15 protein-coding genes are annotated in these 16464 nt (G+C 41.6%); 2 read left to right on the top strand and 13 right to left on the bottom strand.

Annotation, left to right across the window (positions count from 1 at the left end):
* Positions 1 to 148: 148 nt before the first annotated feature.
* Both KCG39_RS24775 and KCG39_RS24770 read left to right on the top strand, forming a co-directional pair.
* A complete protein-coding gene (locus KCG39_RS24775; RefSeq protein WP_087828764.1) occupies positions 149 to 1534 on the top strand; it encodes an MFS transporter in 1386 nt (461 codons plus the stop codon).
* A 787-nt stretch (positions 1535 to 2321) separates the two neighbouring features.
* Positions 2322 to 2648 carry a hypothetical protein gene (locus KCG39_RS24770; RefSeq protein WP_004129757.1) on the top strand — a complete coding sequence of 109 codons (327 nt, stop codon included), beginning with the start codon at positions 2322 to 2324 and terminating at the stop codon, positions 2646 to 2648.
* Between the two features lie 161 nt (positions 2649 to 2809).
* Here the strand turns inward: KCG39_RS24770 and KCG39_RS24765 are convergent, their stop codons facing one another.
* The 13 genes from KCG39_RS24765 to KCG39_RS24705 form a co-directional block, all read right to left on the bottom strand.
* On the bottom strand, positions 2810 to 3796 hold the full coding sequence (locus KCG39_RS24765; protein ID WP_004129755.1) for a hypothetical protein: 987 nt from the start codon (positions 3794 to 3796) through the stop codon (positions 2810 to 2812).
* 10 nt (positions 3797 to 3806) lie between these two features.
* A complete protein-coding gene (locus KCG39_RS24760) occupies positions 3807 to 4739 on the bottom strand; it encodes an ACP S-malonyltransferase (protein WP_004129753.1) in 933 nt (310 codons plus the stop codon).
* Between the two features lie 9 nt (positions 4740 to 4748).
* Positions 4749 to 6137, bottom strand: coding sequence for a hypothetical protein (locus tag KCG39_RS24755; RefSeq protein ID WP_142467859.1), 1389 nt, complete (start codon positions 6135 to 6137; stop codon positions 4749 to 4751).
* On the bottom strand, positions 6134 to 6922 hold the full coding sequence (locus KCG39_RS24750) for an outer membrane lipoprotein-sorting protein (protein WP_004129747.1): 789 nt from the start codon (positions 6920 to 6922) through the stop codon (positions 6134 to 6136). The genes KCG39_RS24755 and KCG39_RS24750 overlap by 4 nt, the downstream gene beginning before the upstream one ends.
* 9 nt (positions 6923 to 6931) lie before the next feature.
* Entirely contained in the window at positions 6932 to 8242 is a 1311-nt protein-coding gene (locus KCG39_RS24745; RefSeq protein WP_004129746.1) for an ABC transporter permease, read from the bottom strand.
* Positions 8242 to 8838, bottom strand: coding sequence for a hypothetical protein (locus KCG39_RS24740; RefSeq protein WP_224325995.1), 597 nt, complete (start codon positions 8836 to 8838; stop codon positions 8242 to 8244). The genes KCG39_RS24745 and KCG39_RS24740 overlap by 1 nt, the downstream gene beginning before the upstream one ends.
* Before the next feature lie 31 nt (positions 8839 to 8869).
* On the bottom strand, positions 8870 to 9577 hold the full coding sequence (locus tag KCG39_RS24735) for an ABC transporter ATP-binding protein (protein WP_004129744.1): 708 nt from the start codon (positions 9575 to 9577) through the stop codon (positions 8870 to 8872).
* Positions 9578 to 9590: 13 nt separating this feature from the next.
* On the bottom strand, positions 9591 to 10553 hold the full coding sequence (locus KCG39_RS24730) for a hypothetical protein (protein WP_004129743.1): 963 nt from the start codon (positions 10551 to 10553) through the stop codon (positions 9591 to 9593).
* Positions 10554 to 11774 carry a beta-ketoacyl synthase N-terminal-like domain-containing protein gene (locus tag KCG39_RS24725; RefSeq protein ID WP_142467860.1) on the bottom strand — a complete coding sequence of 407 codons (1221 nt, stop codon included), beginning with the start codon at positions 11772 to 11774 and terminating at the stop codon, positions 10554 to 10556. It abuts the gene before it with no gap.
* Between the two features lie 4 nt (positions 11775 to 11778).
* A complete protein-coding gene (locus KCG39_RS24720) occupies positions 11779 to 14340 on the bottom strand; it encodes a beta-ketoacyl-[acyl-carrier-protein] synthase family protein (RefSeq protein ID WP_112165836.1) in 2562 nt (853 codons plus the stop codon).
* A gap of 82 nt (positions 14341 to 14422) precedes the next feature.
* Entirely contained in the window at positions 14423 to 15583 is a 1161-nt protein-coding gene (locus tag KCG39_RS24715) for a glycine cleavage T C-terminal barrel domain-containing protein (RefSeq protein WP_004129734.1), read from the bottom strand.
* Between the two features lie 31 nt (positions 15584 to 15614).
* Positions 15615 to 15896: an acyl carrier protein gene (locus KCG39_RS24710; protein ID WP_004129731.1), complete on the bottom strand. Its 282-nt coding sequence runs from the start codon at positions 15894 to 15896 to the stop codon at positions 15615 to 15617.
* 19 nt (positions 15897 to 15915) lie between these two features.
* Positions 15916 to 16464 (bottom strand): hotdog family protein, encoded by a 549-nt coding sequence (locus KCG39_RS24705; RefSeq protein ID WP_032742060.1) that lies wholly within the window; start codon positions 16462 to 16464, stop codon positions 15916 to 15918.

Here is a 16464-nt window from a genome sequence, read left to right as displayed (position 1 = left end):
CACCAGTGGAGGCTCCTCCACTGGTTTTTTTCTGCCTACCGTACTCACCTCATCATGCAACACAGTCGTAATATCTGTTAAACAAACATTTATTTACGCTTCTGTTTCCCCCCACTACACTAGGCGCAGTTTTTATATTGAGGTGGTAATGAACGATAATAAAATGACGCCAGGCGAACTGCGCGCGACCTGGGGTTTGGGGACCGTATTCTCTTTGCGCATGCTCGGCATGTTTATGGTTCTGCCGGTTCTGACCACTTACGGCATGGCGTTACAGGGCGCAAGTGAGGCCCTTATCGGCCTGGCAATCGGCATTTACGGGCTGGCCCAGGCGATATTCCAGATTCCTTTCGGACTGCTTTCCGACCGCATTGGGCGTAAACCGCTGATCGTCGGCGGCCTGTTAATCTTCGTCATCGGCAGCGTTATCGCGGCGCTTTCCGACTCTATCTGGGGCATTATTCTTGGCCGCGCTCTGCAGGGTTCCGGGGCGATTGCCGCCGCGGTCATGGCGCTGCTTTCCGATTTAACCCGCGAGCAGAACCGCACTAAAGCCATGGCGTTTATCGGCGTCAGCTTTGGCATCACCTTTGCTATTGCAATGGTTCTCGGGCCTATTGTTACCCACCAGTTGGGCCTGCACGCCCTGTTCTGGATGATCGCCTTCCTGGCGACGCTCGGGATCCTGCTAACGCTGTGGGTAGTGCCAAACAGCCAGAATCACGTGCTGAACCGCGAGTCTGGCATGGTGAAGGGCTGCTTCAGCAAAGTCCTTGCTGAGCCAAAACTACTGAAGCTCAATTTCGGTATTATGTGCCTGCATATCATGCTGATGTCGACTTTTGTCGCCCTGCCGGGACAACTGGAAGCCGCCGGTTTCCCCGCCGCCGAGCACTGGAAAATCTATCTGGTCACCATGTTGGTCTCATTTGTGGCGGTGGTACCATTTATTATCTACGCCGAAGTGAAGCGCAAAATGAAACGCGTCTTCCTGTTGTGCGTCGCCATCCTGCTGATTGCTGAAATCGTACTTTGGGGCGCCGGAGGCTATTTCTGGGAACTGGTTGCCGGCGTTCAGCTATTTTTTCTCGCGTTTAACCTGCTGGAAGCGCTGCTGCCGTCGTTAATCAGCAAAGAATCACCGGCCGGCTATAAAGGCACTGCGATGGGAATTTATTCTACCAGTCAGTTCCTCGGCGTGGCCATCGGCGGAGCGCTCGGCGGCTGGGTGGATGGCTTTTTTGATTCGCAAACCGTCTTCCTGCTCGGCGCCCTGCTGGCGATGCTGTGGCTGCTGGTGGCCAGCACCATGAGCGAGCCGCCGTACGTTAGCAGTCTGCGGGTCGAGATCCCTGCCGATGTGATGGCGGATGAAATGCTACAGCAACGTCTACAGGCTCAAGCAGGAGTTAAAGAGGTACTTGTAGTTAGCAACGAACGTTCGGTGTATATCAAAATCGACAGTAAGATTACTAACCGCTTTGAGATTGAGCAGGTGATTAAACAAGGAGCAGTTCAGACCGCTCCCATATAAGGTGGTTAAGCAGTCAGGGACATGATACGTGACTTATGTGATTGTCCCTGTTGCGTACTGGCAAAAGCTTGCGTTACGGTCTCCCCTCCCAATTATCTTCGCTGCTTTAAGCGTTGGTTATGAGTTATCCTTCTCATCGCCTTAAAGCTAGCGCTACGCTTCAAATTCTCACTTCAACCCACTATGAGTCCTCGACAAACAAGCAGAAAGCGGCATGAGAAGCATCGTAATAAACGCACCGGGAGGATACCAGCTCCGCAAAGTCCCCTGGAATTATAACCATTCAGTTGCCCTGGCCAGGAGATAACCTTCAAAAGTAGTTTTATTAGCATTGGAAATGATAAGCATGTGCTGACTGCGGGAGTATCTATGTTAGAACGAAGAAAACTATGTTCAACTATAGATAGCTTATTCTAATGGATAGCAGAATACAGCCATTCACAAACGACAACATAGCATCACTTTGTGAATTCACAATATCCGCAAAATAAATTTTAATATTCACGATAAAAAAAGGGACATAGTCACCACTTTCAGTAAAAGTGATAAAAGGTTGATAGTGAATTAATAGCCATAAAACATAAAGCTAATCAATTATAAAAACTCAATTATTTAGCATTTTGATTGGAAGCGCAAATTTATCATCACGCTAACGATTCATAATGAATTACCGATTCATTTGAATATTCACTATTATCGCAACAGGTCTCTGGTTAATATTTACGAGGGTTTACTCTGCATGCCCGCAACTAAGTAATTGTAAATAGTCATATCACAGGAATAAAAAATGAAAGAATTAACACAATATGAAATGGAAAATATCTCGGGTGCTGGCCTCTTTGACCTGCCTTGTGCACTAGTTGATTTCACTATTCAATCAGCATTTGGTCTGATTAAAGTCGGTATTGATGGCTCCCTGACCGTTGCCAAAACGGCGGTGGAAACCTCTCTGGATATATTCAGCAACTTACTAAGCGGCTCCCCATCCAGTATTGGGAGCATTCTGGGAGATCACTTCAATTCAATGATGTATGAAAAATCAGGTATCTGGTCAAACTTCGCCTATGATGCAGCGACGGGCTGGGGCGACGTGGTCTATTCTTTACAGAAATAAAAAACAAGCCAGTCAGGAAACTGACTGGCTTTATCCATTCAACAACACGTCTGTTCCGATTAATACTCAAATATGTAGTTCCATATAATCCGAGCCCTCTCATTCAAGACTGTAATGTGCAGTGCTATCGTGCATATCTCCTTAGTAACTCTGGTTACATTTTAACGTTGAATTCGATCACAACGAAAATACATATCACATGCGATGATATAATCATTATGCCAATGCCAGTAAGCATGAAAGTAGAAATAAAAAAACGAAGGCAGAGAGCTGGATAAAAAATAAATTACAAAACAAATCTTAAAACCAGAAAATGCCAAAATCACATTGAGCGAAATTATCCAAAAAAATTGAATGATTAAAACCAAGAATAATCTAAGCCATATTGCTTTATTATAGAGCCATGGCCAGGGTATTGACTTTGATAGATGGAAATCAAATTCCCGCAGGAACAATCTTCCGAGAAAAATGTAGCGTTTCGACGGGCGTATGAAGATCATGTCTAAGAACAAAACAATAACACAAAGAATAAACATCGCTATTATTAGTCTAGCTGAAAAAAAACCATCGGCCAAAGAAAAATCATCCTGATTTGCCAAAGGGCTTACTATCAAGCTATTCATTAAAAAGGTGATAAAAAGATTGAAACAGACGTAATGATGAAGATTCCTCCAGACTACCTTTTGAACAGTTAACTCCTTCATTCGCTTCACATAGCTATAACGTGCAAAATTAAATGCCAGGTAAATAGTAAATGGGGTAATAAATGCAATACAAAGTAGTGCATGAACAGATGACATAAACGACAGACAGCCCGTAATGAGAAGATAAAACATCACAAAGCATGCGAAGGTGACGACCGCCGGATGCCACAAAAAGGCCTCATGCGATGATATGGTTTTTCCCTGGAAGCAAGAAAAATCAATATGTTGCATGACACATTTATATCCCCAGTAATTTTTCAGCTCGTAAATAAAAGAAAATACAATTAATGCCAGGATGATGCTCAGGCTCAATATATTACTCGGCAGTAAGATATAACCATTGTTCTTCCAGAAAAGAAAAAGTAAAAAAACAGTTAAAAGGTAAAGATAAATAATCACTCGCTTATCCTGATAACGAGTAAATTTTGAATAGTCCGGGATCATAGCATCTCCATTACAAGCCAATCAGTTTTCTACAATGCACGATATTGTCTGGCGTTAAACGCCGGAAGTCATAAAGTAGTTGTCCTAAATAGGCTTTATTGCTGAACTCCAGAAAGGTTACCGGCTGAGAATTATTTAATTGAGCCGTAATAGAATTTGTCCATTGCACTGTATGAGTCAGATGTAAAGCCAGATTTTCTTTGATCTGTTCGGGAAGAAATTCTGCTTGTCCGGTAACATTCATCAGCACGCTGTGCTTAGGTGAACGAATATCGATTTTTTGCAAAAAATCTCGCATCAACTGCACACCATCGGTCATTAAACATGTATGCCATGCTCCGCTAACCCCCAACTTAACCACCTCCAAACCGGCACCGTTCAGAATATGTGATATGCGCCCCAGGTCAGCAGTTGCGCCGCCGATAACCTGCTGACGACAGCTATTATCGCAACTCACTTCCACAGGTATCCCAGATGCAGAAATCATATTAGTTAAGGTTTTAAAATCCGCCCCCTTAACCGCTAGCATAGTTCCTTTATGAATTTTACTTAAATCATTCATAATGTTTGAACGGGTTTGTATCATCTTAAAAAGTGCCTCCAGGCTAAATGCACCCGCAGCGAAAAGCGCACTGTATTCGCCAACGCTATGCCCACAAGAACCCACGATTGACAAATTGGTCATTTTTTCAAGACAGAGACAATGGAGCGTCACGTTAATAGCCGTAACGGCAACTTGCTGAGCTGTTGTCTGGACCAGGCGATTCATCGGCCCGCGCTCACATAAACGACGAATATCCATTTGGGTAATGTCGCTAGCGCAATCCCAAATATTCTTTGTCACTGCATTCAGATCCCATAAATCAGCCCCCATTCCAATAACAGGATTACCTTGGCCTGCAAAGATAAGAGCGACAGGACGTGTTGATAGCTGTGATACCATAAAATATCCTTATAGGTAGTATTTAAAACCGACATAAATGCTTAAGGTTTCACCAAAAAGAGCAAACTCTGATTCAGAACTTCCCAATGAGCTGTATGCACCGGAATATAACTCAAGCGGCGCCCACTTACCTTGCAAGGGTTTAATAAAATGGGCGCCAAACAATACACTTCCATCCGTTATATTTATCATTGTATAGGGTTGCAAAGTAGACTGGTCATTATTATGCAGACTAAAATAGGTATTAAAATAATGTTTGGATAACAGCATGCCTCTATTTGAAGTATTACTAATTTCTGAGGCCATAAGATACTTATAATTATCAAACGCCCGATCTAAAAAATCGTAGCCAGTCCTGTACCCCATCAAGCGAATGAAATCAATTTGATCCTGCCAGGCCTTTTTCGAATATCCCTCACTCTGAAAATAGTACTCTAAACCGAATACGCTAAAGCTATTTGTCGTATACTGCCCACCAAGCGCAAACTCAACGCCTTGTTTATCCTCCGCAGAATAGAGTGAGGATGGAAAAACACCAGCCAGTACAGCCTCTTTTTTATCGGTTGAGAAGTGGCGCCACTGCTGGCCTTTATGCCAGGAAAACTCTGCATTAATTAAAAACTGTGATGTATAATTATATATTTCTGATAATGAAAATGCCGAATTATCACCTAATAATAGATTAGCGGACAGCCGATGGTTAGCCAGGCGGTAATCATTATAGCTTAATAGGTAGCGCTCTTCGCTATTTGAGCGCTGTGCTGTAGACCAATTACCTGATGATTCATAGTACTTATCGATACTGCTGAATCGGGGAGCTACTGTAAGTAAAAAATTATACTCCTGGTACTCTTTGGATAATGTGGCACCCCAAAAAGATTCGCTATAAGCTGATTCCATTGCTGGCCCATAAATCCGAGTGGCTTTAAAGCCGGAATAATAATTTGTCAGCAGTGTAGCAGGGGATTTTAAGAAAAACGCCCCCTTCGAAGGTCGCAGCTTCCCACCTTCAAGTCGTGTTGTATCAGATAAAGCATAGGTAAAACGCAGTTGATCTATCAATATTCTTGCATGATTTTTATCTTTTTCAAAAGCTCCTGGGCTGCGAATCGCATAATAACCTAAGGAATAAAATGAAAAATCCATATTGAGGTTATTATCTATTAGTTCGCACTGGCCTTTTATACCTAACGCAACATCATTATAAGCGTTGTTGGTTGTGTACGGATTGCGACCATCAATTTTCCAAATTGACGGCGCTTTATTTACATATGAAATCTGCTCTGTCAAAGTAATATCCATATTATCTTTCAACTCACTCCCGGACAGGCAATGTCCATGAACCCAGGTAGAAACAAAAGTAAAAAAAGGAATAAGGACCGGGAGAGATATTTTCATTGCCCCCCCCTTAACATCGCCTCTTTCGTGAAGAAATACTCAGGTAATGTTTCAAGTCTGACGTTACTATATTTCATCACTGAATAGCCTTTAGCATATCTAGTACTCTGTACAACAATTTCAGATGGTCGATATTTCCCTAAAATCTGCTGATAATTCCTATATAAGACTTTTTTGAGCAATTGGTTGTCAAGGGAGTAATAAGATGCTTGATAGGGCCTGAAATCCTCTCCTTTTTCGACCAGATATATCACCTTTGGATAAGTTACCTTATCCGATTTACGCTTCAGTGATAGTCTGTAACAGACTTTCTGTCCGCAAGATTCAGTGCCTTCGATTATAGAATCGTAGGCGTACTCAAAATTAGTTACGATAACGTCTGCATTTGAAATTTGGCCACTCAGTCTTTGTGCCGGTGAAATAGGTATAGGTTTTCGCAGATCAGGTGTATAAAACCAGAGTTCGTACCAATCAGAGAGCATAATCTTCCCTTTATCCCGTGGAGGATAAACAAATCGAACTAAAGAACGTGCATCTGCCCGCGAGCCATTTTCAGGTTTCATAAAACGCATTGACACATCGAGAATTTGTTTACTCTCCGGTTGTTCGCCACCCTCTTTATATTCAAGAACCGTTACCGTATAGCGGAAAGGTACATTAGGCGAACGAATATCATCGGCCAAACGTATAATATCCGTGGCCTGTAGCGCCAGAGTCTCGGCTATTGAATAGGACGAAGAGAAAAAAGCAATAAAAATAAACAAGCGCCATTTCAGGTGTTTCATATTCATCCCTCAGGAATATTTAAACGCAGCAGAAATATTGAGCCGTGATGCACGATACGAAGGAAGAATAGACGCAAGAGCTGATGTTAAAATCGGTAAAACCAGCGTAGTCCAGAAAAGCTCGACATTATCGGTCTTAATAAATGCGGTATAACCTACCGATTGGCCGGGGGATGGCGACATAGCAATCCCATAAACATTGATCATCGCAGCCAAACAATATCCCACCACAAGACTCCCTATGGCACCAAACACGCCGATAAAAATGCCTTCCAGCCAAAATAATAATGTCACATGGGAGGCCTCCAGACCAATAGCTCTCAGGGTGGCTATTTCACGCGTTCTCTCAGCGATATTCATCGTTATTGAATTACCAATCATAAATACGACAATCAGCGCCACAATAAGTTTGATAAAAAAATATATACCTGAGAGCATTCCCTCAACCTGTTGATAAAAAATAGATGTTTCTTTCCAGTCCTTTGCAACCAGCGGCAAATTATTGTCAGTAATATATTTTTTTAGTTTGACCATAAATGCATCAACGTTATTATTATTCAGCAATATAAGCACTTTACTCACACCATCTGTGCCCATAATCCTTTGTGCTGTATCTAGCGGAACTTTCAATGCTACATCATCATAATCTTTAATACCGGATTCAAATATCCCACGCAATTTTAACGATAAAGCTCCCTGGCCACCTGACGTGTTAACCACCATAACATCAAGCCAGTCACCATAACCAGCGGCAAGCGTTTTTGCCAGCCCACTACCTATTGTTGTTTCATTACGTTTTACGCGAGATAAATCACTACCCAATATTATTTTATCAAAGGCGCCTAATTTCAGGGCAGGTAAAGGCTCAACCCCCTGAGCAGAAAAATAGCTTGAGGTTTCATTTTCATATTGAGAAATAATTCCTGTAAACTCAAGCTGCCCCGAAAGAGTCGATATATCACCAGCTAGCGAAGAATTATTCATCATATCATGCTTTAGATCAGCATAATTATTGATAAGGTATTTACTCTTATTTGCAGTATCAAAATACCCCTTATTATACACTTGTACATGACCAATATTTGTCCGGATTATTTGCTGCTGGAGAATCCAGAAAGAATAACTAATGAAACCGCCATATAAAAAAATGGCCACACCGCCAAGAATTATCGCACACGTCGTCGACAAAGATCTTCTGCGATGCCTTAATAAATTCAAAAAAGAAAACCTGGCATCACGAAAGCGGAAAATGACACAATAGATGAGAAATAAAAAAATTATAATCACAAAACCATTTACGAAAACCATATCCATTGACATTATTTGACCCTCGCTAAGGGATTAATAATTTGCGTAACTTCGTCAAGATCCCAACTAGATGAACCGTTATAATACATATCAATTTTTTTATTTGGGTTATGCGCCTGTAACATTGATAATAATTGGCTTGCCTGTTGATATAGTTTACAGTTATAAAGTGCTCTGTAACGCATATCATTGACGTTATCTCGAATTCTACTACTTAATTTTTGTTTTAATAGTATGTCGCTGTCCTCGAGAGTAATGACGCAACGTCCCAAATCTGCAGGTAGGTACGCATCGACCTTAGCACGCAGATATCTGATAAGTGGTTGGTTTTGATTTAAATCCACAGCTTCATCGAGATAAAAGAAACCTGTTTTTGCGTACTCAGAAGCCTTAATAATATCATTAGTACCCACAAAATAATTTGCTTGTCTCAACATCCCGTAGGCGTAAAAAACCAGCGAAGCAATGTTCCCTGTCTCTTTGAACTCATCGGATAAAGATTGGGTTGTTTTTGCTAACACGTCAGGCTGAGTTGGAAACCCATTATGGAGTATGCTTTCTACTACAGGCGCATAAGAGGCGGCAGCAGTGGCGGATACTACAATCATAGACAGGCTCAAGCATAGTAACCTGAATAAATTATTTATATGAATCATAAGCTAATTCTCCATCACGGATTTCCACCACTCGTCGCGCGCGCTCAGTTAGCTGAGTAGAATGGGTCGAGATGATAAAAGTGGTGCCTGTTTGATGATTGATATTTAGTAGAAGATCCAGAATTGCGTCTCCCGTCGCCTGGTCAAGATTTCCCGTAGGTTCATCTGCAACGACAATCTGAGGTTCATGTGCAAGTGCTCTTGCTATGGCGACACGCTGTTGTTGTCCGCCAGATAGCTGCCCCGGTTTCCGATGTCTCAGATCGGATAATCCCACGCTATTCAGAAAATGGAGGGTTCGCTCCTTTGCCGTTCTGGCATCAAAATGGCCATTTAGTATCAATGGATAAAAAACATTATCAAATACATTAAGTACTGGAATTAAATTAAAGAACTGGAAAATAAATCCCAGATGTTTACTACGAATTGCTGCCAGATTTCTCTCTGACAACGCATTCATATTTTTATTGAGAAAAATAACATGCCCCGCAGAGGGGTTATCAATTCCGGATAATATATTTAGCAATGTACTTTTGCCGCTTCCAGAAGGCCCACATAAAGCCATAAATTCTCCAGCAGCTATATCAATGTTAATATTTTTAAGCGCGACAACCTCATTCTCATCCATTCCGTAATTTTTATAAACACCACACAATGAAATATCTGGCAATTCTTTAATATTAGTTCTCATTGTTGCCTCACGGTTAATACCAGGTATCAAAATAACTAAAGCCGTTATTACAGTCAGGTAAGATTGTTCTCATGCGACCGCCATTAAATGCGTGCTGAAAAATATAACACCAGCTTAAAGCTGGTGTTATACAGCCACTGAAACCATATTTCTTCTCAAGATCAAGTAATTTTACAGAATTGTTAAAAAACGGCGTTATTGAACAGCCTTCGCCAGAAAATGCGATCAGATCAATATCTGATTCATGATATTTATCATACCGAGAAAAGTCTGTACTCAAATAGGGTCCACAGTTTATTTTTAGGTCACCGGTAGCCTGGCTAAAAATAAAACATCCTACGCGTTCAATGGATAAATTCATACCAGGGATGTTTCGCGATTTTTTCGTTTCACGCCGGGGGGTGATATTTGCTGCGGTAAAAGCTAACAATGGTATGGAACGATAACCACCACAAATAATGACAAAATCAAAGACATCCCAGTTTAAATAGTCCTGTGCCAGACGCATTGCCTGAATCAGCGCATTTTTTTCCCCGCGGATTTTACAAGTCACATTATCTACAGAAAATTTTTTTACTAAGTTTTTAGGTAGCGTATCAATAGTAGATAAATGCAGCGTACTAATATCATATTCAAAGCTAGCCGCTTCTCCCCATGAGTCAACATAGATGAAGGCGGTTCGTGATTTCATCAATAGCATACGTTCCTTCTGGGATAACGTCTGCATTGCGGCATCGGATACTTTTTCTAACGCCGAGATATACGCCATGTAATTAGTTCTGTTCACTACTTCTTTAACATAGGCATCTGTGCGAGTACCAAATCGCTTAAAAGCCCAGCTATTTGCATCAGTATTTTTCAAGGCCATATTATAGGAATGTGCTTCCCAAACATTAAGCCAACTGGGACTGTATAAAAATAAAGGCGCCTCTGGCTCAATAAGAGACCATGATAATAAATGCATAACATCATCCATTTAGCTAGCTTCCCTGCCGGTATTGGACAGCAATGCTGTGATAATAGATCCATCTACCCCTAAGCCGGTTTTAAGTAAATAGTTTTTGTTATGTTTTATTACCCCCGGTCCGGTAAGAAAGTGGCGTGCTATATCATTAATAATAGGTTCATTAATTACCGGTTTTATTAGCTCATGACAACTAATTGTATAATGACCAATTATTAAATCTACCAATCCAGAACCAGTGGCGGTATAACCTATTTGTCCTTTGTAAGCGAGGACTGGTAGCGTATCCCCCCCTGCCAGAATAGCAATAGCTTTTGCTTCAATGCTGTCACTGAACGCTGTACCATTACCATGAGGGATAAACGCGCACACATCCTCAATTTTAACTTTCGTATCATTCAATAGTTTATTGACTAGTTTTAATATACAAGTACTCTGCCAGTAAACATCGTTACTTCTATTGGCATTAATCTGTTTATAAGTAGTCTTGATACTCACTCCACCAACAATTTGTCTGGCCTGGCGATGGAGGTCACTTTCAAGTAGCATAACGCTATAACCTTCAGCAAAGATCACCCCTTTACTATTTACACCAAACGGTTGAACGATATCTGTATCCAACATTGATTGAGTTGAGAGAAACCAAATATCTTGGGATTTTATCTGAGATATATTAATAATGAGCGCAAGCTCTATACCACCGCTTTCAATTGCCTGACTTGCCAAATGCACGGCTGTAAGCCCGGAGTTACTGGTGCAATTAATATTAGGTGGTAGATGCCTCAAACAATATTTTTTAGCCAAAAGCGCTGCGATTATGTCCTGAGACATATTTTTGACGCATAAATTTGTTATTGAAGGAGTCAGCGCGAGATCTTCAATGTCATTATAAGTAGTGAAAGAATGATAATCGATAACATCAACTCGAGGCCCTATACCAGTAGTATAGACTCTGATATTATCTTCTCGAAGACAACTCACATCCAGCATTGACTGCTTCAAGGCCTCATCAATAAGGCGATAGAGTAATTCAGGAATACTATCATTGCTATATTCCATCTTTGCAACATTGACATTATTACGAAGCCCACACTTAATAGCTTCATCATTCGACTTGAACCAAGGTGAAGTTTTCACACTCTTTCCCTGTTTCAGATTTGCAATGAGCTGTGAACTATCATCGGCAAATGGTAAATGAACGCTATAGCCTGATATAATAGACTTCCTGTCCATCGTATTATCCTTTGATAATAATTGCGTAGTAGTTTCCGCCTTCCGTAGCCCCTACTAGCAATATGTATTTAATTTTGATACTCAAAGGCTGATGCACAAAATTTATACGTTGATCATTAAACTCGCTGGTATAGGGTATAGCCGGAACTGCCTGCTTTTTAATGCAATCAAGAAGTATGACCAGGTTCAACAAGCCTGAGCACGAAGCCACGAAGCCAAAAAAGGCGTTGTAGTTAACTACCGGGACTGCTGGATTAACCTGACGAAATGATTCATGTATAGCATTCAACTCGATAGTTGAATTCTCGATGCTTCCATTGCTAGTACCACATACCAAATCGATATCTCTGGCATTGATTCCTGCATCATTAAGCGCGCGTTCGATGGCTAACGCCATTGCGCTGGATTTTTCATCAATTTGAGTAACATCAAAATAACTGTTATTGCATGATTTACCATACCCGACAACTTCCGCTAAAACTTCTGCACCACGTGCAACCGCATCCAGCGGATCTTCGAGCATTAACATACACGCACCTTCACCAGGTACGTAACCCTTCACTTCTTTAGCATAGACCTGATAGTCACTGACTTCAGAAGCCTCGAGGATCTTCTGCGTCACAGCATCCATATATAAAGACATTGAAGGGAAATACTCATCAGCGCCCCCGACAATAACTTGCGGCTGAAGCTGCTGGCGAATGATTTCATAACCATATGTTAATGCACCAAGAGCCGCATTTTCACCGGTTGCAAGAGTAGTGGTGTAACCTTTTACCCCTTCAGAAATACCGCAAAAAGTTGCAATCGCATTCATCAATGAGCCAGGAAACTCCGACGTGCGTACCTTTCCAGGGTCTGGCTTAAGGCTCTGCAAATATTTATAAGTCGTCTCTTGTGGACCACGTGCCATGCCCATAATCAGACCGAGTTCTTCTCCATCACGCTTAATACGTCGCTTAGCCATATTTAGTGCTTCCGTAAGCGCAATTAGGGCAAAGGTGCCGCCGCGAGTAGCCTTACGCGAATCGAAACGGCGCAGGTGTTTACGCGGTTCAAGCCCTTTGACCTGGAAAGTTTTAAAGGTGGTTGGTTCATGCGAAACTTCATGGCGGGCGATGCCATAATTTTCCCCAAAAAGCTCCTCAAACTGTCTGCTCTTTATTAAAACATCCAACAAATCTTCAGCTTCATTTAATACATCTTGAGGGAAAATAATTTTCTCAAGCTCGACGGCACTGCTTTCAATTTCATTAATATTCGTAAGTATTTCATTGATACGATGCCCAATAGCGGATACAGCCCCTATGCCAGTTATCGCTACCCTTTTGGCCTCATATGAAGTAACCGGAACCGACCCTGGCCTGGTGCTAACGATCATGCAGCAGTTGTTACCACCGAATGCGTAGTTATTCTTCATAAAGATATTAATATCTTTTTTCAGGAACTCATTCGGGACATAATCCAGATCACAGTTAGGCCGTGCCTCAGTGAAATTAAGGGTGGGTAGAACCTGTTGGTCAGGCAAAGTTACCAGGCAAGCTATAAGTTCAACGATTCCGGCAGCGCCAATATTATGGCCAAAGTAGGATTTAGTAGAGCTGATCGGAATATTTTTAATGTCGCGAAATACTTTCTTCATCGCCAACGTTTCGATTTGATCGTTAGCTTCAGTACCGGTGCCGTGCGCATTTATATAATCAACCTGATCAGGTGTAATCCCCGCATTAGCCATGGCCTTTAGCATAACCTGTACTGCGCCGCTGGCTCGCGGATCGGGCCCTGTTTCGTGGTAAGCGTCGCAGGATGTGGCATAAGAAAGAATCTCGCCATAGATGGTAGCGCCGCGTGCAATGGCGTGTTCATACTCTTCTAGTACAATAGCCCCCGCACCCTCGCCAATTGACATACCGGATTGGCCGGAGAAAGGTGAACAGGATACAGGATGCATGACATTGAGTGCATAAAATCCAGCAAAGGTCGGTAAATAGATCGGTTCCGTCCCAACTGCCAGCATAGCTCTACTCTTACCATTCTGAATAAAATCGAATGCCATACCTACAGCATTAGGGCTCGCGGTACAGGCCGTTGCAACCAATTCGACCCCACCTTTCAGTCCTAACAATGTCGAAACGCTGGAGCAACAGGAAGAGAAGCCACCGGAGTACAACGCCTTACGTAAGGAAAAATCTTGAATTCGCTGCTCAAAAAATGGCAGGAAGGCTTCAGTACCTGCAGAGGAAACACCAACAATTAAGCCCATCTCATCAAGGCAACGATGGCTGTTTACCAGGCCGGCCTGTATCAAGGCGTCCCTACCAACCTTATATGCCCACAGCGCAGCATTATCGAGCGAAGCGATAATCTCCTCAGATAATTCAGAACAGTCGATATCATGTAGTACTTCGGCCGCCCGTGCGTTTTTAAACCATTCCGAAAAACGCACGCTATCTGTAATACCATTTTCCTTCTGTAACAGCGCTAGCCTGAAATCTTCAATGTTATCCGCAAGAGATGACAGAATGCCCATCCCGGTGATAACTACTCTTTTCCTGTTTGTTTTCATAATATCCGGAAAACCCTTGATTTAAACAACAAAAAAAATAACGACCGCTGGTTAGCTAGTTAACCTTAATACTATCTAAGCTTTATAAAACACTTTTTGCCTTTGATAGGTCAATATAACTATGCGTTGTTGGGTTAACCAGCAAACTAAAGTTATATATAAAAGGTAAGGTTTTGGTTTTTGCCGCAATATCACCATAAGCAGTTTTTATTGTATAACCATCTATATCTGATAGTGCATAAGGATTATTAATAAACGCCAACGCTATCCAACTTTGCGCAGCAGGAGAATATACGGCATTAATCACAAGCCCAACAGTCTGTCCATTAACCAGGATTTTATCACCCTTGCTAAGCGACGCGCAATTAACGCACGGAACAATACCAACGACTTTACGAGCAGTAGTCTGGGCAGACATCAGCTCTGCAGCAGCTTTACCATTGAAATCTTCCTTGTCATACTGGATAGCCCACTGCAATTGTAATTCGACAGGGTTTGTTGAATATTCGGCATAAATGCTTTTATCCCAACCAGGGTTTTCTACACGAACTATACGCTGGTAATCTAAGCCGCCAGTTTTAAGTAAGTACTTAGTTCCAAGTTTTTGTAATTTAACCCATAGCTCCACAAGCAAAATTTGAGGGCCAATCACCTGATAGGCAAACTCCCCATGCTTACCGCAGCGAAAGACAATTAAGCCATCGTCAGTATTCATATATTCGCAATAAGGAAGACCGATGATATCATATCCATAGATCTCGGACATCAACTCCCAGGAATATGGGCCTTCAAGCATGATAGCACCCCAGTCATCTTCTTCCATGGATTTTATTTCCGGGATCTCCTGAATACCTAAATCATCATAGTTTGCCGCTGCTATATTAAGGACTTCTATAATTCTGGCAACAGAAATATCTTCAGACAGGATATAATAACCATCCATTGTACATAGCACATACATATCACCAAGGATAGTCCCGTCGTCATTCAAGACGAGTGAATAAATGCCTTGTTCATCTCTTACAATTGAAATGTCAGCAGAGGCAATATGATTTACCAGGATCCATGCATCATCGCCTGTTACGCTAACAATTGCCATATGAGAATAGTCAACCAGCAAAGCATTTTCTCTCACCGCTTTATATTCATCTAAAATATCATGATAGGAAGAAGGTATGCTCCGGTTGTTATAATTTCCCATCACAGCATTACTTTTTAAATGTAAATCGAAAAGCGAGCTCATAAAACACCTTTATAAATTAACATTATTGATATCAGGAATGTTTTTTCTGAATAATAAATGACGCAAGGCTATTAATACTTCTCATATATGAAGGATCATCGCCCTCCTGTACTTGAATGTTAAAAGCTTTATCAAGCATGACGATAACCTCCGTCGCATCTACAGAGTCAAGCTTCAATCCATTGCCAAACAGTGGAGTATCGTCATCAATTTGATGCTCCTCACGTTGAATATTAAGCCGATGAATAAGCTCCGCTTTTATAGTCACAAGTATTGATTTTCTTTGGTCGATCTTCTCATTAATGTCAGTCATAATATTCCCTTACGATAAATTATAACACTTCCCGAAAATTGATAATGGTGCCCTGGCTAATAATTTTCTTTCCTACATTGGCAATTACCGAATAATGCTTAAAGCCATTATTATCAGAAAACGCGAGTTTACTTACTACTTCAATAGTATCCCCAGGATAAGCTGAGGCTTTAAACTTCAAATTTTGCGCAGCCAGTACTCCACGTACCTGCGCCCGACGCATATGTATAACTTCAAGTAGATCAGGTTGATCTATCCATGTATGGATATCACGCAGAGTTCGGAATTCTCTCCCAGTGCGTAGCTGATAAATATCGCAAATATCACATAAAAAAGATAAATATTCACTAGCCTGTCCAAATATCTCTGAAATAATAGCACCTGGCATGATAGGATCTTCAGGAAAATGGCCAAGAAGATACGGTTCATTATAGGTGACATGCTTTGTCACTTTAACATATCCATTCTCGCCATACTTAAAATCATCTATTCTATCCACCATTAGCAATGGCTGGCGCCACCCACCCATAGCCAGAAAGACTTTCGTCGGGATCTTAAATTTGGACAT

The sequence above is a fragment of the Klebsiella pasteurii genome, assembly GCF_018139045.1.
Taxonomy (GTDB): Bacteria; Pseudomonadota; Gammaproteobacteria; order Enterobacterales; family Enterobacteriaceae; genus Klebsiella; species Klebsiella grimontii.
Note: the sequence above shows the minus strand (reverse complement) of the source record. Positions and strands in the feature narration are given on the sequence as shown.